Below are 21,263 nucleotides of genomic sequence, written 5' to 3' on the forward strand. Positions count from 1 at the left end.
AACAGAGCGCCGTCCTGCGACGGCGGAGGTCGCTGGTTCGATTCCAGCCGGGCGTATCGTCAGGTCACTCGCGGACGTAGCTCAGCCGGGAGAGCACCGGAGCGCCACTCCGAAGAGGCCCGTTCGATCCGGGCCGTCCGCCTCGAAGGCCCGTGGTGTAACAGGAAGCACGGCGAGCTCCAACCTCGCTGGTCCGGGTTCGAATCCTGGCGGGTTTGCTGGGACGTGGCTTCGGCCCCGTCCCCGTCGCGGGCCGAAGCGGCTCCGGTTATCTGGTAAAGGCGGTGACCCCGCCGAGCGGCTTCGAATCCCGCCCGCACGGCAACGTGCGGAACCGGGAGAGCGCCCGGCTTGCCGGGAGGTCGGCGGGTATCGAGTCCCGCCCGGAGCGCACGCTCCGTAGCTCAGCTCAGACACACAACGCCGTCCTGCGAACCCATGACCGCAGCCTCACGAAGGGGAAAGGAGGGGCGATGTCCTACCTGACGCAGTACGCAACATGGGGCGTCGTGATCCTGACCGACAGCGAGACCTGGGCCGGAGACGTCCATCCGTCCCGGGCTCTCCGCGACTACCGCCGGGCGTCGGGCATCGACGCGCGGCTGGTCGTGGTCGGAATGGTCGCGAACGAGTTCTCGATCGCAGATCCGTCCGATCCGGGAATGCTCGACGTCGTGGGCTTCGACACCGCGACGCCGCAGCTCATCTCGGACTTCGCCCGCGGCGCTCTGTGATCTGTTCGCAAGGGGGGATCCGCCGAGCGGATTCCCCCGCTCGGATCCCCGCCTGCGGCGGGCCAGATCCCTGAAGGCGGCGGCTTCGCCGCCGCAACTACCTGCATGACGTGAGAGGAGGTGCGGTGATGCATCGTCACCTGCACATCGTCCGGCTCGTGCCTCCGCGTCCGGTGCGCCCCGAGCGTCCGGCGAAGGTGATCGTCCTCGACGTCCGCCGCAAGGCGCGCCTCGAGGCGGCACGACCCGAGCGGCAGCCCCCGCGGGATGCCGCGTAAGCCCCACGAGCCGCCGGCGCGATTCACGCTTGCGGCCCGTCACACGTTCGGCGCGGGCACGGGGGGTGCCCGCGCCGAGCCGCATGCGGATGTGGCGAAACCTGGCAGACGCACCGGTCTCAGAAACCGGCGGCCTCGGGCCGTGGGGGTTCGAGTCCCTCCATCCGCACTTCTTCCCGCTCGGATGCAGCGGGCGGACGCACCACATGCCTCCGTAGCTCAGCGGACAGAGCACCGGGCTTCGAACCCGGGTTCGGCAGAGGTTCGAATCCTCTCGGAGGCTTCTCCGCATGACGCCGATGAGTTCCGGTCGCGAAAAGGGTCGGGATCTTCGACAGCACACGACCGGAGGTCTCGACATGAGAAAGCTCGTCGTCACGACATTCATGACGCTCGACGGTGTGATGCAGGCCCCGGGTGGGCCCGAAGAGGACCCCGACGGGGGCTTCGAGCACGGTGGCTGGTCGGTCGGTTACTGGGACGAGCGCATGGGGGAGCTCGCGCTCGAGATCCATCTCGCGGCCGGCGGAGTGCTGTTCGGACGGAAGACGTACGAAATCCTCGGCAGTTACTGGCCCCGCGTCGGCGACGACGATCCGATGGCCGCCAAGCTCAACGCCGTCCCCAAGTACGTCGCCTCGCGGACGCTCGACACATTCGAGTGGGCGAACTCGTCGCTGCTCGACGGGGACGTGCCGGACGCCGTCGGACGCCTGAAGGCGGAGGACGGCGATCCGCTGCTCGTGATCGGGAGCTCCGGGCTGATCCAGACGCTGATCCAGCACGATCTCGTCGACACGTTCAAGGTCTGGACCTTCCCGGTCGTGCTCGGGGAGGGCAAGCGGCTGTTCGGCGACGGAGCGATCCCGGCGGGCCTCGAGCTGAACGACATCCAGACGTCGACCACCGGCGTCACGGTCGCGACGTACGAGCGCGCCGGCGAGATCAAGTTCGGCTCGTTCGCCCTCGACGAGTAGCGCGCGACCACCGTCGACGACACCGTGGCCGAGCGGCGAGGCATGCGCCTGCAAAGCGCGAAACGGCGGTTCGAATCCGCCCGGTGTCTAGAAGACGACCGAGGGCCGCGTGAGCGGCCCTCGGTCGTTGTCTGGGCCGAGCGGCACCGGCCGCGCCGATCTCTATGCTCGCCCGGTGCCATTCCCCGTGCGCACGGACCGGCCGTGAGCAGCGCCGAGATACGTCAGGAGGCGAATGCCTGGCGCAAGGTCGTGCCGTGGCGGATCCTGATCGCGGCAGCCGTCGTCGTCGCCCTCGCCGCCGCTGTCGTCTCGATCAAGGACATGCTCCTCGTCGTCTTCCTCGGGATCTTCGGCGCGCTCGTCTTCGAGATCCCACTCCGCTGGTTCATCCGGAAGACCGGTCTGGGCCGCGGTCTCTCGGCGACCATCCTCGTGCTCGGGACCGCGGTCGCCGTGACCGTGCTCGCGCTCGTGCTGCTCGTGCCGATGGTGGGGGCATTGCGGGACTTCCTGAAGGCCCTGCCGGACCTCGTCGCCCAGCTCCGCGATTCCGGTGAGCTCGCCTGGCTCGGCGACTCGGGTGCGGCCGAGAACGTCCAGCAGGGCAGCGCCAACCTGGCGAACACGATCCCCGATGCGATCGACGCGCTGCTCGGCCTCGCGGGCTCGGCGTTCTCCGTCGGCCTCACGATCTTCACGCTGATCTTTCTGACGCTCTTCCTCCTCATCGACATGGACCGCCTGCGAGGCGCGCTTCGGAGCGTGCTGATGCCGGACGACGCCGAACGCTGGCTCGACGTGTGGGAGCGCGTGACCGAGACGGTGTCGCGCTGGGCGATCGGAGCCGCCACGATCGCCGTCATCGCCGGGACGGTGCAGGGGGGCACCGCCGCCCTGCTCGGCTCGAGCTACGCCCTCGCGCTCGGGATCATCGCGGGCCTGCTCGACCTCATCCCGAACCTCGGCGCGACGATCGCGGGCTTCATCCTCGTTCCCACGATCCTCGCCGAGGAGGGCCTCACGGACGCCGTGATCATGCTCGTCGTGATCCTCGTCTACCAGCAGCTCGAGAACAACATCCTGAGCCCGACGATCTACGGCAAGGCCGTCAACATCTCTGCGTTCTTCGTCATCCTCGGGGTGACGCTGTTCGGGGCGCTGCTCGGCGTGCTCGGGGCGCTCGTCGCCGTGCCGGTGACGGCGTCGCTCCAGATCGTCGTGCAGGAGGTGACGAAGGCGCGGCGGGCGACGGTGGCCGCCGCTCGGGCACGTCTCGAGCCTCCCCCGGGCGACGCGCCCGGTCCCGCTTCGGCCTCCTAGGAAGGACATCGACGGCGAGGCCGCCGCCGACGGATCGCCGCTCGCGATCGTGCTCGGAATCGTGCTCGACGGCATACTCGAGTCCGTCGTGATCGGGCTGACGCTGCTCGAGGGCGGCTCGGTCAGCGTGGCGATGCTCGGCGGAGTAGGGCCCGCGCGGCGGTGAGCGGTGCCGGACGACGTCCGACACCGCCCAGTCTGCGCTCACGCCGCGGCGGACCGGCCGGCCGAGCGGAGCTTGAAGGCGAAGACGACCTCGGTGATGCCGCGCGTGAGCGCGATCACGCCGACCCAGACGACCAGGAGCACGGCGCTCCGGCCCCAGTAGCCGGCCGCCCAGAAGCCGATCAGCACCTCGACGATTCCCACGATCAGCTGGACCCACCAGACGTGGATCTCGTCCTTCGTGGCGATCGCCACGATGATGTCGAAGAAACCCTTGAAGATCAGGAAGAAGCTCATCACCGCCGCCAGGGCGGCGAAGGTGTCGCCAGGGTGGATGAACGCGACGATCCCGACGCCGACGAACAGCACACCGAGCAGCCCGTGGAGGAGCTTCCACCACCCGCCGGACGCGGCGAGCAGGAAGAACTCGTTCACGCCGGCGAAGATCGCGACGATCCCGAAGAGGATCGAGATCGCGCTGACCGAGGTGTAGTCGAAGCGCAGGATGATGATCGCGACGAGGAACCAGAGGATTCCGGTGAGGAGGAAGAGCCACCAGCTCCTGGCGGCGCTCGCGATCGCTTCGCGCTCCTCGAGGTCGAACGTGGACATACGTGCCTCCGTGGGTGGGGGTCGCTCAGGAGGCATGTACGGTGTCGGCCCGACCTCTCCTCCCGGTCACGTCCGTGGCGCGCATGCGACGCAACCGCGCCGGAACGACTCGTGGCCGTCCCGGCGCGGCTGACGATCCGACCGGCTAGATGCCGAGGATCTGCTTCTTCTTGGCCTCGAACTCCTCGTCGGTGAGGATGCCCTGAGACCTGAGCTGCGCGAGCTGCTGGAGCTCCGCGGTGTAGTCGGGCTCCGCGGGCGCAGCCGCGGCCTGCTGTGCGTACGCCTGTTGCTCGTACGCCTCCTGATCCTGCTGGGCGTATCGCTGGTCCTGGCGGTGGCGCACCGCACCGGCCGTGCCTGCCACGACCGCCGTCGTGGCTGCGGCTCGAACGAGCCCGGGGCCTCGTCTTCCGAACATATGCCTCTCTCTCCCTCCTAGGCCTTCGCCTCTTCGAGCGCCCACTCGCGGGCCGCCTGGACGATGTCGTGCGGGATCCGCTCGAACGTGACGAGCTGGCCGCCCGCGTCGCGCATCGTCTGGGTGACCTTTCGTGCCCAGACGTTCTCCCAGACGAGAACGGCGGCGGACGTCTCGGGCGGGAGGTCCGCCGCGATGTCCATCAGGTCGTCCTCGTTGAAGAGCCCGCCGACCACGACGCCCGCCTTGTCGAGCCCCTCCTGCACGTCGGGGTCGAGCTCCATCAGCTCCATCGCGACAGCGTCGCCGTCGGCGTTCTTGCCGACGAACGCCACGTCGATCACGCGGATCGTGCCCGCGTCGACGAGGTCTGCGATCGCCGGAGCGATCTCGCCCCGGAACTTGTTGCCCGGAAACGCGATGACCGCGTAATCCACAGGGCCGATCTCTTCCATTGTCTCCTCTCCCTCCGCTCCGCTCCTCTACGAGGCCGCGAGCGCCTTCGCCTTGATGGCGTCGAACTCCGCCTGCGTGATCGCGCCCGAGTCGAGCAGCCCCTTGGCCCGCTCGATCTCCGCCGCCGCCCCGCCGCTGCCGGCGACGCTGCGCACGTAGTCGTCCATCTGCGCCCTCTGCGTCTGGGCTTCGTTCATGCTCCGCTGCGTCATCCCGTCGTGGTTGACGATCAGGTAGATGAAGACGCCGAGGAACGGCAGGACGATCACGAAGATGATCCACAACACCTTCGCGAATCCCGAGGTGTCGTGGCGGCGGAACACGTCCGCGAAGACCGTGATCAGAAGCCAGAACCAGATGATCCACGCGAAGAAGATGAGCATCGTCCAGAGGACGTCGAGAAATGGGTAGTCAGCGGCGATGAACAAACCTGAACCTCCTGTCTCCGAGTCGATTCCAACTCTCTCAGAACGCCGCGGTCCCTGTCGAATCCCTGCGGCGGCTCACCCGGGTGAGCCTGTCCACGAGACGGCCGTGCTCGGCATCCTCGGCGTGGTCCTGGGGCTCGTGTCCTGCGCGAGGGCGTGACGTCGCTCTGGGAGACGCGGGTCAGCCGGCCGCGGCCTGCGCGGCCCCGGCCGGATCGGCCTGCGGTGGAGGCTCCCGCAGCGCCGCCTCGATCGCCTTCGCCTCGGCGAGATCGCGCGTGATGTGGAGCGCCGCGGAGGTGAGCGGCGCGGCGAGCACCATCCCGAGCATCCCGAAGATCGCCCCGAAGCCGATCGTCACGATGAGGACGACGAGCGGATTCAGGTCGAGCGTCGCGCCGAAAGCGATCGGCTGGACGATGTTCTGGAGCAGCCCGTTCGCCAGTATCACGACCACGAGCATGATCAGCGCGCTCGTCGTCCCCTGGGCCGAGAGCGTCAGGATCACCGCGAAGGCGCCGGAGACGAACGCGCCGATGAAGGGCACGTAAGCCGTGACGAACACGACCACGGCGATCGTCCCCGCCAGCGGTACGTCGAGCACGAGCGCCGCCAGTCCGACGACGATCGCGTTGAAGGCCGCCACGTAGGTGACGCCGAGGAAGTAGCGCCGCAGCGAGCGCGTCACGTTCCCCGTGATGATCGTCGCGACCTCGTGCGGGACACCGAGATGGCGGTCGACGAAAGCCCGGACGCTCGGGCCGTCCTTCAGGAGGAAGAACGTCGAGAAGGTCGTGAACGTGAGGAAGAAGACGAGCGAGGTGAGCTCCTTGATCCCGTTGGCGACGCCCTGGAGCAGCGCCTTCCCGGTCTCGGCCGTGGAACGGGACACCTGGTCGGCCGTCGAGGAGGTGCCGCCGGCGCCCGCGTCGTTCATCCATCCCTCGACCTTGTCGAGCGCATCCGAGGCCGACGCCTTGATCTGATCCGACTGCTCGTAGATGCCGCCGAAGACCATGAGCGCGACCACGACCGCGATCGCGATCAGACCCAGCAGGACGATCGCCGCACCTGCAGCGCGCGGGACGCCGTGACGCTGGAGCGCTGTGACGAGCGGGCCGGCGACGGTCGCCAGGATCGCGCCGAGGACGACGGGGACGGTGATCGTCGAGGTGAGGCCGAGCAGCCACACGAGTCCGACGAGCAGAAGCGCGACGCCGACCAGGAACCACGCGAGGAGGCCGAGGTCCCGCAGCCACATCGGCGCCGAGAAGACGCGCGAGAGCGAGGTGGCGTCGATCTGGACGACGGTCGGGCCTTCGGGCTCCGCGGGCGCGGCGTGATCGTGATCCTTCGAGAAGCGGTCGAACAAGCCGAGCTTCACGCGTGCCATTGTCTCCCGCCTGTCGGACGATCAGCGGGGCCAACGTACTTCCGCGCCGTCGCCGCGTGACGGCCGCGGCCGAGCGTTCACCCGGGTGAAGGGACGTCCTCGTGGATGGCCCCGGCCGGGGCGCTGTTAGCGTCGATCGCGGGTTCCGAGACGTACTGGAGGAGGTTCCGCCGATGACCTTGAGGCACCCGAGCGCGCCCTCCGCGGCGAAACCCGAGCTCAGCGTCGATCCCCTCTACACGCTCGAGAGCGGTGGTATCCCGCGCCATCGCCTGCCGGCGCGCGAGATGCCGCCCGATGTGGCCTACCAGGTGATCCACGACGAGCTGATGCTCGACGGCAACGCCCGTCTCAACGTCGCCACCTTCGTCTCGACCTGGATGGAGCCGCAGGCGGAGAAGCTGATTGCCGAGTGCCTCGACAAGAACATGATCGACAAGGACGAGTACCCGCAGACGGCCGAGATCGAGTCGCGTTGCGTGGCGATCCTGAGCAATCTCTGGCACGCACCCGACCCGGGACGAGCCACGGGCTGCTCGACGACCGGCTCGAGCGAGGCGGCGATGCTCGGCGGCCTCGCGCTCAAGCGCCGCTGGCAGAAGCGCCGCGGGGCCGACGGCAAGCCGGCGGACAGGCCGAACCTCGTCATGGGGATCAACGTCCAGGTGTGCTGGGAGAAGTTCGCGAACTACTGGGACGTCGAGATGCGACTCGTGCCGATGGAGGGCGACCGCTTCCATCTGTCCGCGGACGAGGCGGTGAAGCTCTGCGACGAGAACACGATCGGCGTCGTCGCGATCCTCGGATCCACCTTCGACGGGTCGTACGAGCCGGTGAAGGAGATCTGCGACGCACTCGATCTGCTCGAGCAGGAGACGGGCCTCGACGTCCCCGTCCACGTGGACGGGGCGTCCGGCGCCTTCGTGGCACCCTTCGTCGACCCCGAGCTGGAGTGGGATTTCCGCCTTCCGCGCGTCGCCTCCGTCAACGCGTCCGGGCACAAGTACGGGCTGGTCTACCCGGGCGTGGGCTGGGTCGTCTGGCGCGACGCGGACGCCCTCCCGGACGACCTGATCTTCTGGGTCAACTATCTCGGCGACAACATGCCGACCTTCGCGCTCAACTTCTCGCGTCCCGGCGCGCAGGTCGTTGCGCAGTACTACAACTTCCTGCGCCTCGGCTTCGAGGGGTACGGGCGCGTGCAGGCGTATGCGCGCGAGGTCGCGACGCGGCTCTCGGGCAGCATCGCCGAGCTGGGCCCGTTCGAGCTGCTGACCCGCGGCGACGAGCTGCCGGTGTTCGCCTTCACGCTGAGGTCGGACGTCGACAACTACACCGTGTTCGACGTCTCGAATGCGCTTCGCGAGCGCGGGTGGCAGGTACCCGCCTACACGTTCCCGGAGAACCGCACCGACCTGGCGGCGCTGCGGGTGGTCGTCCGACGCGGGTTCACCCACGATCTCGCGGACCTGCTCGTCGCCGACCTCCGGCGTCAGCTGCCCCGCCTCGAGCGCCAGCCCGAACCGGTCCACGACGGCGCGACGGCAACCGCCTTCGCCCACTGAACGAGGAGAGAGGACATGTGCCGCTGGCTCGCATACTCGGGAACGCCAGTCCTGCTCGAGGAGCTGCTCTACAAGCCGACGCACTCGCTCATCGTCCAGAGCCTCCATTCGCGTCTCGGCGTAGAGACGACGAACGGCGACGGCTTCGGGATCGGGTGGTACGGCGAGTCGTCGACACCGGCCGTCTTCAAGAGCATCGAGCCGGCCTGGAACGACCGCAACCTCCAGGAGCTCTCGGGGCACGTGCGCTCCGGGCTCGTCTTCGCGCACATCCGCGCCTCCACCGGGACACCCGTCCAGCAGACGAACTGCCATCCGTTCCGGCACGGGCGCTGGCTGTGGATGCACAACGGCTCGATCGCGCGGTTCCACGACGTGAAGCGCGAGCTCCTGCTCGCGGTCGACCCGTCGCTCTTTCCCGACCTGGAGGGCTCGACCGACTCCGAGGCGTTCTTCTTCCTCGCGCTCACGATGGGGCTCGAGGACGATCCGCCCGCGGCGGTCGAACGCGCCGTCGGGCTGATCGAGCACGTCGGGCGGAGCAACCGCATCGAGCATCCGATCCAGATGACCGTGGCCACGACCGACGGCGACCGCGTCTGGGGATTCCGCTACTCGAGCGAGGGCAGGTCGCGATCGCTCTACTTCTCGACTCTGGTGGCGACATTGCGCGCCCAGTATCCGGACAACCCCGTGCTCCAGGGGCTCTCCGACGAGTCGAGGCTCGTCGTGTCCGAGCCGTTGGGCGACCTCGAGGGCGCGTGGAACGAGGTCCCGGAGTCGAGCTACGGGGTCGTCCAGGAGGGACAGGACGAGCTCCACCCGTTCACGCCGCGACCGCCCGCCTAGACCACTTGGTCAAGCGCCGGGTCGCACCGCCGCGGCGTAGAGGCGCATGACGTCGGCCGGGGCCGCCCCGCGGCGAAGCTGGTCGGCCATGAACCGCATCGGCCCGTCGACGTGGTGGAAGAAGGCCTTGTAGCCGGCGCAGAGGTAGTTGAGCCCGGGCTCGCCGTCCGGGGTCGATATGAAGCGGTCCTTGGGGCAGCCGCCGTGGCAGGCGAAGCGGACGTCGCACTCGACGCAGTACCGCGGGAGCATCTCGCGCTTGTCCAGGCCGAAGCGCTGCTGTTGCTGGGAGGCGACGAGCTCGAGCATGTGCGTCTCACGGATGTTTCCGAGGAGGTGGCGCGGCTCGACGAAGTGGTCGCACGAGTAGAGGTCGCCGGTGTGCTCGAGCGCGAGCGCGAGGCCGCAGGTCTCCGAGTGGATGCAGAGGCTCGGCTGCTCCCCGACCCAATTCGCGAGCGTCACGTCGAACATCTGCACGTAGATCTCGCCGACGTCGCGGCGCACCCATTCCTCGAAGACGTCGATCAGGAAGCGCCCGTACTGCACCGCGGTGACCGAGCGGCCGGTGACGCGGTCGCCCTCCTGCACGTAGAGCGGCCGGTCGCGCCACGACGTCCAGGGCACAGTCCCGTCCTCGTCGGCCTCGCTCACGCGCTCGACGATCGGGATGAACTGGACGAAGCGTGCGCCGCACTCGTCGCGCAGGAAGCGGTAGACCTCTTCGCCGTGAGCCGCGTTCGCGGCGTGGATCGTGGTCAGCGCGTTCCACTCGACTCCGGCCCGGCGTAGGTGACCGAGCCCCCGCATGACCTGGTCGAACGACCCCGCGCCGCCCTTGTCGACGCGGTAGGCGTCGTGCAGCTCTCGTGGTCCGTCGATCGAGATCCCGACGAGGAACTCGTGCTCATGGAAGAACGCCGCCCACTCCTCGTCGAGGAGCGTCCCGTTCGTCTGGATCGTGTGCTCCGCGCGCTGCCCCGGCCGCAGGTAGCGCTCCGTGAGCTCCACTGCGCGGCGGAAGAAGTCGAGGCCCATCAGGGTCGGCTCGCCGCCCTGCCAGGCGACCGTGACCACGGGCGCGCGCGCGTGGGCCTCGACCAGCTGGCGAACGTACGTCTCCAGCAGTTCGTCTGCCATCCGAAGCCGCGAGCCCGGGTAGAGCAGCTCCTTCGAGAGGAAGAAGCAGTACGCGCAGTCGAGATTGCAGACCGCGCCGGTCGGCTTCGCGAGCAGGTGGAAGGACTCGGGAGCTGTCGTGGACGCCGTCATCCCGGAATCGCGAGCAGGTTGCCGACCGCGAGCGAGAGGTGGCCGCCCAGCGCCGCCGATGCTGTGATCGCGAGCTCGGGCAGCGAGCCGGCAAGGCCGAGCAGCAGCATTCCGCCGACGGCCTCGCCGAGCGCGAAGCGGTCGTCGAGGACGTCCGTCGCCTCGGAGAGGAAGGCGCCGGCGACCCAGGTCGCGACCCCTGCCAGCGCGAAGACGAGGACGAGCGCCGGTGTTCCCCAGGAGCTCATGCTCGGCTACTGGCGGGCCATGGCGATGCGCAGCCGCTCCTCCGGCGAGATCAGGTGGTCCGCGTCCTCGGCGTCCTCGCCCAGGTCGATCTGCACCCAGTCGATCGTGCCGGTGAACCGGCTCGACTCGAGGTCGTAGTCGTCGCTCACCGTCGTGCCCGTCTCGTGCCCGACGTCCGCCGTCTCGTCGGCCGAGAAGATCAGCGGCTGCGTGTGCTCGACCCGGCCCTCGGCGACGCTCTGGCCGTCGACGTAGAGCGTCACGCCGCCGCCCTTCGCGAGGCCGCCTCCGTCGTAGGTGAACTCCATCCGCACCTGGTGCTTGCCCTCGGGCACTTGGCCGTCGGCCGCCACCTTGAAGCGTTGGACGCCGAAGAAGCTGTAGCAGTAGGTCGGCCGCCCATCGTGGAGGTAGAGCGACCAGCCGCCGAACGCGCCTCCCTGGGCAACGAGGACGCCGCTCGCGCCGCCCTCGCGGACGACGATCTCCGCCGTCACGGCGTGCGACTTGTTCTTGATGTTGACGAGCGAGCTCTCGCTCAGCCTGCCCATGCCGGAGAAGAGCAGCTGTGAACCGCCCTTGATCAGCGTCGGCCGCCCCGCGGTCTCGGCGTCGAGGCGCTCGACGCGGCGGTCGTCGAGCGGAAGCACGTTGTACTTCCGCGCCTCCTCGAGGAACAGCTGCTGGAGCTCGGCGAGCTTCTCGGGCTGCTCGGCGGCGAGGTCCCTGGCCTGCGTCCAGTCCGTGTTCGTGTCGTACAGCTCCCAGACGTCCTCCTCGAGCGACGGCAGCGTCGGGCTCATCACCCACGGGGTCGAGTGCCGTGTCACGGCCGTCCAGCCCTCGTGGTAGATGCCGCGGTTGACGAACATCTCGAAGTACTGCGTCGTCCGCTGCTCCGCCGCGGAGGGGTCTTCGAACGTGTACGCCATGCTCACGCCCTCGATCGGCCGCTGCTCGACGCCGTGGACGACCTTCGGCTCGGGGACGCCCGCCACCGCGAGCACCGTCGGGGCGATGTCGATCACGTGGTGGAACTGGGTGCGAACCTCGCCCTTCGCGCCGAAGCCGCGCGGCCAGTGGACGACGGTGCCGTTGCGGGTTCCGCCCCAGTGCGAGGCGACCTGCTTCGTCCACTGGTACGGCGTGTCGAGCGCATGCGCCCAGCCGACCGCGTAGTGGTTGTACGCGTGCGGGGTGCCGAACGCGTCGATGTTCCCGGCCATCATCTCGACCGTCTCCATGTGCGCGGCGCCGTTCAGCATGAAGTACTCGTTGAAGGTCCCGTTGGTCGTGCCCTCGGCGCTCGCGCCGTTGTCTCCGACGATGTAGTAGACGAGCGTGTCCTCGAGCACGCCCAGGTCGTCGAGCGCGTCCACGAGCCGCCCGATGTGGTGATCCGTGTGCTCGAGGAAGCCCGCGTACACCTCCATCTGCCGCGCGAGCACGGGTTTGAGGTCGTCGTCCATCTCGTCCCAGGCGGGAATCTCGGTCGGCCGGGCCGTCAGCTCCGCATCGCCGGGGATCACGCCGAGCTCCTTCTGCCGCTCGAAGATCCGCTCGCGAAGCGCGTCCCAACCGTCGTCGAACGTCCCCTTGTACTTCTCCGACCACTCCGGCGGAACGTGGTGCGGCGCGTGCGTCGCACCAGGGGCGAAATAGGCGAAGAACGGCTTGTCGGGCATGAGGGCCTTCTGCTGGCGCACCCACTTGATCGCCTTGTCCGCGAGGTCTTCCGTCAGGTGGTAGCCCTCCTCCGGCGTCCGGTCGGGCTCCACGGGGATGGTTCCCTCGTAGAGGGCCGGGTACCACTGGTTCGCCTCGCCGCCGATGAACCCGTAGAAGTACTCGAACCCGCCGCCGGGGCTCGGCCACCGGTCGAACGGGCCCATCGGGCTCGTCTCCCAGACGGGCACCTCGTGGCACTTGCCGAACTGCGCGGTCGAATACCCGTTCAGCCGCAGCGTTTCCGCGAGCGGCGCGCAGGTGTTGGGGCGAATCGAGCTGTACCCGGGCGCCGAGGTCGCGAGCTCGGTGATACCGCCCATGCCGACCGTGTGGTGGTTCCGACCCGTCAGGAGGGCCTGCCTGGTCGGCGAGCACAGCGCGGTCGTGTGGAAGCGGTTGTACTTCAGGCCGCCGGCGGCGAGGCGCTCCGCGGTCGGCGTCGAGCACGGGCCGCCGAATGCGCTCGAGGCGGCGAAGCCGGCGTCGTCGATCAGCACGACGAGGACGTTGGGGGCTCCGGCAGGCGGTCGCAGCGGCTCGATCGCCGGGAAGGTCGCCGCGGGATCCCTGGCGTCCAGGATCGTAGGCCCGGGCTCGTCGCGGTCCGGCACGGGAAGGATCGAACGGTCGCCGGCGTCGCTCATGGTCGTGTGCCTCCTGGGAGTCGGGAGTTGGAGTGGGCGAGGGTGTCACGCGGGCGCTTCTCGCGGCGTCACGGACGGCGGCGACGTCGGCGGCGCGGGTGTGTCGGCGGCGTCCTCCGCGCGGTAGGCGGCACGCAGCGCCTCCTCCTCGTCCTTGCGCGGGAAGACGAAGAAGACGAGCGACATCCCGACGAGCACCGCGACGAGAGCCGCCGTGTACGCCCACTGGTCGCCGTCGAGGAACGACTGCTTGGCGGCCGCGAGGATCTGGTCGGCGTTGGCCGGGTGCTTCGCGGCGAGGTTCTCGGCGCTCGCGAACGACAGCTGCAGCTGGGCCTGCGTCGAGTCGGTGACGTGCGTGCCGGACCCCGCGATCGCCGCGCCCATCGCGGAGGCATAGCCTGCCGTCAGGAGCGCGCCGAAGACCGACGTCATCAGCGCGCCGCCGAGGTCGCGCTGCAGGTCGGCCGTCCCCGACGCCATGCCGACCCGCGTCACCGGCACGGACCCGGTCAGCGAGTTCGAGGACGGCGTCCCGGCGAGGCCGACGCCCGCACCGAGGAAGCAGAGTGGCAGCGCCACCTTCCAGTACTGCGCATCCTCGCCCCAGAGCAGGAGCATGCCCGCGAACGAGAGCAGGATCAGCGCCTGCCCGGCGAGGAGCGTCAGTCGGGAGCCGTGCGACTCGACGAGCTTCGCCGAGCGCGGTGCGACGAGCACCATGAAGAGGACCGCGGGGAGGATCGACGCGCCGGCCTCGATCGTCGAGTAGCCGAGGACGTTTTGCAGGTACTGCTGGTTGACGAACGCCGCGCCCATCAGCGAGCCGAAGACGATGATCCCCGCGAGCGCGGCCACCCAGAAGGTCGTGCGCGACGCGATGCGGAGGTCGTAGAGCGGGTTCTCCGCGCGCCGCTGCCGCAGGACGAAGGCGATCGCCGCCGCGACGGCGACGATCAGCAGCGTCACCGCCAGCGTCCCCTCGTTCGGCACGGGCATGAAGTTGATCGCCATGATCAGCGACCCGACGAGCACGACGGAGAGGATTCCGCCGAGGTTGTCCACGGGCTCGGTCGCCTCGTTCACGTTGGCCGGGACGAACCGGATCGCCATGAACAGCGCGACGGCGACGAGCGGCAGGGTGACGAGGAACACGGAGCTCCAGTCGAACTGCTCGAGGAGCGCGCCGGAGACGAGCGGGCCGAGCGCGGCGATTCCGCCGCCGAGCGCCGACCAGAGCGCGATCGACTTCGTCCGGGCGGGGCCAGCCCAGAGCGCCGTGATCAGCGCCAGCGTCGTCGGGTACGCGAGGCCCGCCGAGATCCCACCCACGACGCGCGCGGCGAACAGCACCGTGTCCGACGGCGCAAAGCCCGCGACGAGCGACGCCGGGACGGAGAGGCACAGCCCGATCACGATCATCAACTTGCGCCCGTAGCGGTCGCCGATCGCTCCGAGCCAGATCACCGACGCGGCGAGCCCGAGCGAGTAGCCGACCGCGACGAGGTTCAGCATCGTCTGCGAGGAGTCGAACGACTCGCCGATGTCGGGGAGCGCGACGTTCGCGACGGAGAGATTCAGGTTGGCGACGGCCGCGACGAGGATCAGCGCGGCCAGGACGAGCCCGCCCCGCTCGGGCGAGGTCGACGCGCCGGCGCCGGGGGTCGACGGCCGGTCGGAGACGCCGCGTTCGGCCATCGTCCGATCCTCCCACCCGAAACCACGTCCTTCGCCGGCGTGAGTCGGGGTTCACCCGGGTGAAGCGACGGCTTCGGCCGCGGCGGCGGTTCACCCGGGTGGCCCGCGAGCGCCCGTGGGAAACGCTCCGGCGGGAGGATTACGCTCCGCTTCGGATGTCCGACGCCGCGGTCACGCTCGCCCCGCCCTCGAAGCAGCGTCGCGTCCTCAAGATCGTCTCGTGGGTGGTCGGGCTGGTCCTCCTGCTCGTCGTCCTCCACTTGCTCGGTGTCGACGTCTGGGGCTGGCTGACGCAGCTGTGGGACACGGTGAGCGAGATCTCACTGCTGTACATCGTCCTCGGCTGCATCTTCCAGTGCGCGCAGACGATGCTCACCGCCCTCGGCTGGTACGGGATCCTGCGCTACGCCTATCCCGGCGGCGTGACGTACATGCCGGTGCTCGCCGCATACGCAGCCGGCGTCGCGCTCAACAACTTCCTGCCGGCGAACATCGGAACTTTCGTGACGCTCGTGATGTACGTCGCGATCGTCCGTGGCTCGACGTTCCCGGGAATCCTCGCCGGCTACGTCGTCCAGAAGATCTTCTACATGATCATCGGGACCCTGATCTACGTGTACCTCTTCACGCAGGTCACGGGCTCGTTCGACTTCCAATTCGGCGACGAGCGCGATGCGATCGTCGACCATCTTGTCCTGAGCCTCGGGATCCTCGCGGGGGGCCTCTTCCTCATCGTGTTGCTGTTGCGGATCTTCTGGCGCTGGGTGAAAGAGATGTGGGCGAGGGCGAAGAAGGGCGCCGCGATCCTCGGCGACCTGCGCGCCTACGTGAAGCTCGTGCTGCTTCCCCAGGTCGGCGGCTACGCAGCGAAGGTGCTCGTGATCATCGTCTTCCTCGCCGCGTACTCGATCCCCGTCACGTTCGGCTCGGTGATGAGCGTGCTCGGCTCGAACCAGCTCGCGAACATCCTCTCGTTCACGCCCGGGGGTGTCGGCGTCAACCAGGCGTTCAACACGTTCGCGCTCGACAGCTACACGGACTCGACCACGGCGACCGCCTACTCCATCGGCCAGCAGCTGATCACGACCGCCTTCAACGTGGGCTTCGCCGTCGTTCTCGTCTGCCTGGTCTTCGGCTGGAGCGGCGGCTCGAAGCTCGTGAGGGACTCGTACACGGACGCGAAGGTGAAGGCGAGCGAGATGAAGTCGAGCCGGGGGAAGACGCTCGAAGGGGCCGAGGAGACGTCCGAGCCGGACGCCACGGCCTGAAGCCTGCGTCCGTCAGGCGCGCCGCGCGCCGAGCTGACGCCGCCAGCGGATCTCGGGCGCAGGGCGGGCCTCGGCGGAAGGCTTCACCTTTGTTCGCTGCGTCGCGAACCAGCCGGCGTAGCGCTCGGCGAGCGGAGCGGCCGTCAGGCCGTGGAGCAGCACGGAGAGCCCGACCGTGACGAAGACGGCGGTCATCACCTGCTCCGCGTGCGTCACGCCACCGTCCTCCTCGAGCATCAGCGCGAAGACGATCGACGCGAGCCCGCGCGGGCCGAACCACCCGAGGAAGCTCACGGTCTGACGGCGCATGCCCGTGCCGACGAGCGCCGCGGCGACGGGGGCCATGCGGATCACGGTCAGGCTGAGCAGCGCGTAGAGGCCGACCGCGAAGGTCAGGTGGCCGAGGGCGGGGCCGAGCAGGACCGCGCCGAAGACGACGAACGTCACCGCGCCGAGGATCTCCCCGGTCTCCTCGATCAGGTGGCCCACCTCGCCGACCGCGTCGCGTCGCAGCGCCTGGAAGGCGACGCCCCCGACGAAAGCCGCGATGAAGCCGGAGCCGCCGATCGGGTGGGCAATCCCCCAGGCAAGGGCGGCGGCGGCGAACGGGACGATCTCGAGCCAGTCGCTCTCGGCGTGCGCGGCGCGCCCGGCGACGATCAGCGCCGCGGCCCCGGCCGCGCCGCCGATCGCGCCGGCGAGCGCTCCGTACCCGATCTGCTCTGCGACCACCCGGAGGGCGGACGCCGCGCCGAGCCTGTCGGACTCGACGCTCGCGACTGCCAGCACGACGAGGAAGAGCGGGACGCAGATACCGTCGTTGAGGCCGCTCTCGACGTTGAGGCTCTGCCGCACCCGGGACGGCAGCCGTGGGAGCATGACGACCGCCTGGCCGAGGGCAGCGTCGGTGGGGGCGAGGATCACGGCGAGGAGGAGCGCCTCGGCCCAGCCGAGGTCTCCGAAGAGCGGCAGCGCGAGGACGAAGCCGAGGACGATCGTCAGCGGCAGGCCGATGCCGAGCAGGCGGGCGGGGACGGCGGCCTCGCCGCGGAGCGCGCGAAGATCGATCCGCGAGGCGTCGGAGAACAGCACGACCGCGAGCGTCGCCTCCGCCAGCGTCTGCACGTCGTCGCCGAGCGGGCTCAGGTCGATGAAGCCGAGCACCTCGGTGCCGAACAGCAGGCCGCACGCCGTGAAGACCATCGGCGCCGTCAAGGAGGTGCCGGAGATGCGTCCCGAGACGGCCGCGTACGCGAGCAGCGCAACGGCGACGCTCGCAAGGGCCCAGTCCACCGCGCGAGCCTATGTCACCGGATGCGCCCCCCGGGCTGCGTTCACCCGGGTGATCGTGCCGCGCATTGACGCGGCCCCGGCCTCGCGGGAACATGCTCTCGCGATGGGCCCACGGAGGGACGGGTACCGATGACCGAGCATGCGGTGCGCACGCCTGCGTCCGTGACGCGGTGGCAGCCGGAGCGTCCGCGGTTCCGGCCGTTGCACCTCCTGCGCACGTGGCTGTTCTCTGCGATCGCGCTCGTCGTCGCGGCGTGGCTCCTCCCGGGCGCCGAGGTGAACGGCTTCGCCGGCGCCCTGGCCGCCGCGGCGGTCATCGCCGTCCTGAACGCGATCCTGCCTCCGCTCGTCGCCGCCTTGCGGCTGCCCTTCATGCTCGTTCTCGGCTTCCTGCTCGTCCTCGTGCTCGACGCACTGATGCTGCTCGCGGCCGACGACCTGACGAACGGCGACCTGAGCGTCGACGGCTTCTGGTGGGCCCTGCTCGTCGCGCTCGTGACAGCCGCCGTGACCCTCGTGCTCGAGGTCGTGGCCGGCGTCGACGACGACAGCGAGTTCTCGTTCCGCGTCATCCAGCGGATCGCGCGGCGGACCGGCGAGCCGACGTACACCGACGCCCCGGGGATCGTCTATCTCGAGATCGACGGCCTCGCGCTGCCGGTCCTGCGACGCGCGATGCGGGACGGCAACGCTCCCAACATGGCCCGCTGGGTCGCCGAGGACGGCTACCAGCTGAGCCGCTGGGAGACAGACCTCTCGTCCCAGACCGGTGCGAGCCAGGCGGGAATCCTCCTCGGCTCGAACATGGACATCCCCGCCTTCCGCTGGGTGGACAAGGCGACCGGCACGGTGATGACCTGCTCGGCGCCCGCGGACTGTGCCGAGATCGAGCGTCGCGTCGCGACCGACAAGGGCCTGCTGATGAACGGCGGCGCGAGCCGCGGCAATCTGCTCTCCGGCCAGGCGGACGAGGTCATCCTGACCGTGAGCCGGATCGAGGCGGAGAAGAAGGCAAACCCCGGCTACCGGACGTTCTTCGCGAACGGCTTCAACGTGACGCGCGTGCTCGTGCTGTTCGTGTGGGAGGTGATCCTCGAGTGGACCGCCGCGCTGCGCGCGATCCGGCGGGACGTGCGCCCGCGGGGCCATCGCGGCGGGATCTACCCGTTCATGCGGGCGGCGATGTGCATCGTCGTCCGCGATCTGATCGTCCAGTCGGTGGTGACGGACATGATGAAGGGGCGGCCAGCGGTGTATGCGACGTTCTCCAGCTACGACGAGGTCGCCCATCATTCGGGGCTCGAGCGGGCCGACACGCTCGAGGCGCTGCGCAAGCTCGACCAGCAGTTCGGGCGCATCGACCGTGCCCGTCGCTTCGCCCCGCGGCCCTACGAGATCGTCGTCCTCTCCGACCACGGGCAGACGCAGGGGGCGACGTTCAAGCAACGGAACGGCTACGGCCTGGACGAGCTCGTGCAGCGCTCGCTCGAGTCCGCCGACGTCACGGCGCTCGCGAGTGGGGACGAGCACGACCGAGCGGTGGGCACCGCGTTCGGCGAGGCAACGGGACGCCCGCCCAAGGAGAAGCGGGCGAAGAACGACGTCTCGGGAGAGGACGTCGTCGTGTTGGCGTCGGGCAACCTCGGGCTCGTCTACCTGATGGACGAGCCGCGCCGACTCACCCGCGAGGAGATCGACAAGAGGCATCCGCGGTTGCTGCCCGCGCTCGCGGCGCACCCGCACATCGGCTGGCTACTCGTCCGATCGGCCGACGACGGCGCCGTCGTGCTCGGGGGCGCGGGAGCGCACTACCTCGCCGATGGTCGGGTGGAAGGCCAGGACCCGCTGGCGTCGTTCTCGCCGAACGCGCCGGGTCATCTCCTGCGGACGGACGGCTTCTCGAACGTGGCCGACATCATGGTCGGCTCGTTCTACGACCCGGACGTCGACGAGGGTTGCGCGTTCGAGGAGCTGATCTCGTTCCACGGCGGCCTCGGCGGGCCGCAGACGGAGCCGTTCATCCTCCATCCCGGCGGCCTGCCGCTCCCCGACGAGCCGATCATCGGCGCCGCACAGGTCAACGAGGTGCTGCGCAGATGGCGCGAGCAGCCCCGCGATTCCTCCGCCGAGACGATCCCGACCACGGAGGTGACCACGTGACGGCCGCACCCGAACCTGCCGCGAAGGTCTCGCGCACGCGCATCATCCTCGCGCGCGTGCTCGTCGTGATCGGCGTGATCCTCGTCGTCGTCAGCCTGCTCTCGAACTGGGTGAAGCGCGAGGCGCTCGACAAGGAGACATTCGCCTCGACCTCGCAGGAGCTGATCGCGCATCCCGCGATCCAGAACCAGCTCGCCCAGACGATGGTCGAGCAGCTGTACGCGAACGTCGACGTCTCTGCGCAGCTCGAGCAGAAGCTCCCGCCGAACCTCCAGGCGCTGTCGGGGCCGATCGCCGGGCTCTCCCGCGAGCTCATCGACCGCGCGGCGGTCGAGCTGCTGCAGCGCCCGCGCGTCCAGAGCCTCTTCGTGAACGCCGCCTCGCTCGCGCAGTCCCAGACCGTCCGCGTGCTCGAGGGCGACACGACCCGGCTGCAGACGACCGGCGGGAACGTGGTGCTCGACCTGCACCCGCTCGTCCAGCGCCTGGGAGATCGGTTCGGCTTCCTCGCCAACGCCTCGGGGCAGCTCCCGCCGGACGCGGGTCGCATCGTCCTGCTCCAGTCCGACCAGCTGAACACGGCCCAGAACCTCACGCAGGCCCTGAAGAGCGTCGCTGACTGGATCTGGGTCCCGGCGCTCCTCGCGTGGGCGCTCGCCCTCTGGCTCGTCCCCGGTCGCCGCCGCAAGGAGGTGCGCGCGATCGCGATCGGCTGGATCGTCGCGGGCATCGCCCTCCTCGTGATCCGCAGAGTCGCCGGGTCGTACCTCGTCGACAACCTGACGGACTCCGACAGCGTGCGCCCGGCGCTCAGCGCCTTCTGGAACATCCTCTCCGACGGGCTCAAGGAGGCCGCCTGGGCGGTCGTGGTCATCGGCATCATCGGCACCCTCGGCGCCTGGGTAACCGGCGAGGGGACGCGCGCCGCCGGGACACGACGCTGGCTCGGGCCGTGGCTTGCCCGCCCTGGCCTCGCGTGGGGCGTGTTCGCGGCCGTGCTTCTGCTCGTGATCTGGGCGCTCCCGCTGCAGCGGTTCCTGATCGCGGCGATCCTCGCCGTGCTCGCCTGTGCCGGGTTCGAGGTCGCGCGGCGCCAGGCCGTCGCCGAGTACGAGGCCGAGGGCGGCGAGGCCGCACGGCCGCAGCTCTCGATGCCGTTCCGCCGGCGGGCGGCGACCGAGCAGACGACGCAGGTCGAGGAGCTCGAGCGCCTCGCGCGCCTGCGGTCGGACGAGCTGCTCACCGAGGAGGAGTACGCCGCCGCGAAGGGGCGCTTGCTCGGGGCGGGGACGTCGGGTTAGAGCTCGAGGGCCTCGCCCGGCGCGAGCACGCGGACGTCGACCCCGGGCGCCTCGCGGGCGGCCGCCTCGACGAACGTCGCCTGCGGCTCGGCGAGGAACGCCGGCTGCCGGCGGAGCCCCAGGTGCACCGGGGCGTACGTGCCCCAGTGGATGGGGACGGCGATGCGCGGGCGGAGCAGCGCAAGCGCCTCGGCGCCCTGCTCGGGATCCATGTGCGCGCCGCGGCCGAGCGTCGGCCCCCAGCCCCAGATCGGGATCAAGGCGAGGTCCAGCTCCGGCACGAGCCCGTCCATCTCGGGGAAGAGCGCCGTGTCGCCGGGAAAGTAGATGCGGCGCGAGCCGCGCACCGCATAGCCGAGGGCCGGCGCGCGCTCCGGATACGGCGGCCTCGAGCCGTCGTGCGCCGCGAACGTCGCCTCGACCTCGACCGCGCCGATCGCGAGCGTCTC

At 69.7% G+C, this 21,263-nt stretch carries 19 protein-coding genes, 5 tRNA genes and 1 pseudogene; 14 read left to right on the forward strand and 11 right to left on the reverse strand.

Annotation, left to right across the window (positions count from 1 at the left end; genetic code table 11):
- The first annotated feature begins 70 nt into the window (after positions 1-70).
- The 9 genes and pseudogenes from VNM44_RS10250 (at position 71) to VNM44_RS10290 (ending at position 3,312) form a co-directional block, all read left to right on the forward strand.
- A tRNA-Gly gene (locus VNM44_RS10250) sits at positions 71-142 on the forward strand.
- 4 nt (positions 143-146) lie between these two features.
- A tRNA-Trp gene (locus tag VNM44_RS10255) sits at positions 147-218 on the forward strand.
- 291 nt (positions 219-509) lie between these two features.
- Positions 510-734 (forward strand): annotated as a pseudogene (locus tag VNM44_RS10260) (TROVE domain-containing protein); the annotation flags it as partial.
- Positions 735-862: 128 nt separating this feature from the next.
- The gene (locus VNM44_RS10265) at positions 863-1,012 is read left to right on the forward strand and encodes a hypothetical protein (protein WP_325625780.1); all 150 of its coding nucleotides are present in this window, start codon (positions 863-865) and stop codon (positions 1,010-1,012) included.
- A gap of 85 nt (positions 1,013-1,097) precedes the next feature.
- Positions 1,098-1,181: transfer RNA gene (locus tag VNM44_RS10270), tRNA-Leu, on the forward strand.
- 39 nt (positions 1,182-1,220) lie between these two features.
- Positions 1,221-1,295, forward strand: a tRNA-Arg gene (locus VNM44_RS10275).
- Between the two features lie 76 nt (positions 1,296-1,371).
- A complete protein-coding gene (locus VNM44_RS10280; RefSeq protein WP_325625781.1) occupies positions 1,372-1,989 on the forward strand; it encodes a dihydrofolate reductase family protein in 618 nt (205 codons plus the stop codon).
- 18 nt (positions 1,990-2,007) lie between these two features.
- Positions 2,008-2,078 (forward strand) — tRNA-Cys (locus VNM44_RS10285).
- A 115-nt stretch (positions 2,079-2,193) separates the two neighbouring features.
- The gene (locus tag VNM44_RS10290; RefSeq protein WP_325625782.1) at positions 2,194-3,312 is read left to right on the forward strand and encodes an AI-2E family transporter; all 1,119 of its coding nucleotides are present in this window, start codon (positions 2,194-2,196) and stop codon (positions 3,310-3,312) included.
- Positions 3,313-3,516: 204 nt separating this feature from the next.
- On the opposite strand, the gene VNM44_RS10295 is transcribed toward VNM44_RS10290, so the two are convergent.
- The 5 genes from VNM44_RS10295 to VNM44_RS10315 all read right to left on the reverse strand — a co-directional run bounded on the left by VNM44_RS10295 (position 3,517) and on the right by VNM44_RS10315 (position 6,778).
- The gene (locus VNM44_RS10295) at positions 3,517-4,089 is read right to left on the reverse strand and encodes an HdeD family acid-resistance protein (protein ID WP_325625783.1); all 573 of its coding nucleotides are present in this window, start codon (positions 4,087-4,089) and stop codon (positions 3,517-3,519) included.
- Between the two features lie 145 nt (positions 4,090-4,234).
- A complete protein-coding gene (locus tag VNM44_RS10300) occupies positions 4,235-4,456 on the reverse strand; it encodes an SHOCT domain-containing protein (protein ID WP_325625784.1) in 222 nt (73 codons plus the stop codon).
- 71 nt (positions 4,457-4,527) lie between these two features.
- Complete coding sequence (locus VNM44_RS10305; protein ID WP_325625785.1) at positions 4,528-4,947, reverse strand: DUF6325 family protein; 420 nt, start codon at positions 4,945-4,947, stop codon at positions 4,528-4,530.
- 45 nt (positions 4,948-4,992) lie between these two features.
- On the reverse strand, positions 4,993-5,394 hold the full coding sequence (locus tag VNM44_RS10310) for an SHOCT domain-containing protein (RefSeq protein WP_325625786.1): 402 nt from the start codon (positions 5,392-5,394) through the stop codon (positions 4,993-4,995).
- Positions 5,395-5,575: 181 nt separating this feature from the next.
- Complete coding sequence (locus VNM44_RS10315) at positions 5,576-6,778, reverse strand: AI-2E family transporter (protein WP_325625787.1); 1,203 nt, start codon at positions 6,776-6,778, stop codon at positions 5,576-5,578.
- A 182-nt stretch (positions 6,779-6,960) separates the two neighbouring features.
- On the opposite strand from VNM44_RS10315, the gene VNM44_RS10320 reads away from it, so the two are divergent.
- Entirely contained in the window at positions 6,961-8,352 is a 1,392-nt protein-coding gene (locus VNM44_RS10320; protein ID WP_325625788.1) for a glutamate decarboxylase, read from the forward strand.
- 15 nt (positions 8,353-8,367) lie between these two features.
- On the forward strand, positions 8,368-9,201 hold the full coding sequence (locus VNM44_RS10325) for a class II glutamine amidotransferase (RefSeq protein ID WP_325625789.1): 834 nt from the start codon (positions 8,368-8,370) through the stop codon (positions 9,199-9,201).
- A 9-nt stretch (positions 9,202-9,210) separates the two neighbouring features.
- Here VNM44_RS10325 and VNM44_RS10330 read toward each other — a convergent pair whose 3' ends face one another.
- Genes VNM44_RS10330 through VNM44_RS10345 form a run of 4 tightly spaced genes read right to left on the reverse strand, consistent with a single transcriptional unit; the run spans position 9,211 to position 14,792 of the window.
- Positions 9,211-10,473 (reverse strand): anaerobic sulfatase maturase, encoded by a 1,263-nt coding sequence (locus tag VNM44_RS10330; RefSeq protein ID WP_325625790.1) that lies wholly within the window; start codon positions 10,471-10,473, stop codon positions 9,211-9,213.
- A complete protein-coding gene (locus VNM44_RS10335) occupies positions 10,470-10,721 on the reverse strand; it encodes a hypothetical protein (RefSeq protein ID WP_325625791.1) in 252 nt (83 codons plus the stop codon). The genes VNM44_RS10330 and VNM44_RS10335 overlap by 4 nt, the downstream gene beginning before the upstream one ends.
- A gap of 6 nt (positions 10,722-10,727) precedes the next feature.
- A complete protein-coding gene (locus tag VNM44_RS10340) occupies positions 10,728-13,094 on the reverse strand; it encodes an arylsulfatase (protein ID WP_325625792.1) in 2,367 nt (788 codons plus the stop codon).
- 45 nt (positions 13,095-13,139) lie between these two features.
- On the reverse strand, positions 13,140-14,792 hold the full coding sequence (locus tag VNM44_RS10345; RefSeq protein ID WP_325625793.1) for an MFS transporter: 1,653 nt from the start codon (positions 14,790-14,792) through the stop codon (positions 13,140-13,142).
- A gap of 155 nt (positions 14,793-14,947) precedes the next feature.
- Between VNM44_RS10345 and VNM44_RS10350 the strand changes: the two genes are divergently transcribed.
- Positions 14,948-16,060, forward strand: coding sequence for a lysylphosphatidylglycerol synthase transmembrane domain-containing protein (locus tag VNM44_RS10350; protein WP_325625794.1), 1,113 nt, complete (start codon positions 14,948-14,950; stop codon positions 16,058-16,060).
- A gap of 12 nt (positions 16,061-16,072) precedes the next feature.
- Here VNM44_RS10350 and VNM44_RS10355 read toward each other — a convergent pair whose 3' ends face one another.
- Positions 16,073-17,353 (reverse strand): cation:proton antiporter, encoded by a 1,281-nt coding sequence (locus VNM44_RS10355; RefSeq protein WP_325625795.1) that lies wholly within the window; start codon positions 17,351-17,353, stop codon positions 16,073-16,075.
- A 129-nt stretch (positions 17,354-17,482) separates the two neighbouring features.
- On the opposite strand from VNM44_RS10355, the gene VNM44_RS10360 reads away from it, so the two are divergent.
- Both VNM44_RS10360 and VNM44_RS10365 read left to right on the forward strand, forming a co-directional pair.
- Positions 17,483-19,513, forward strand: coding sequence for a phage holin family protein (locus tag VNM44_RS10360; RefSeq protein ID WP_325625796.1), 2,031 nt, complete (start codon positions 17,483-17,485; stop codon positions 19,511-19,513).
- Positions 19,510-20,814 (forward strand): SHOCT domain-containing protein, encoded by a 1,305-nt coding sequence (locus VNM44_RS10365; protein ID WP_325625797.1) that lies wholly within the window; start codon positions 19,510-19,512, stop codon positions 20,812-20,814. Before VNM44_RS10360 ends, VNM44_RS10365 begins: the two co-directional genes overlap by 4 nt.
- Here the strand turns inward: VNM44_RS10365 and VNM44_RS10370 are convergent.
- Positions 20,811-21,263: MBL fold metallo-hydrolase (locus tag VNM44_RS10370; RefSeq protein WP_325625798.1), on the reverse strand; the 453-nt coding region annotated here is incomplete at its 5' end. The two genes, VNM44_RS10365 and VNM44_RS10370, sit on opposite strands and share 4 nt — an antisense overlap.

It is taken from the genome of Gaiella sp., assembly GCF_035558935.1.
GTDB lineage: Bacteria > Actinomycetota > Thermoleophilia > Gaiellales > Gaiellaceae > Gaiella.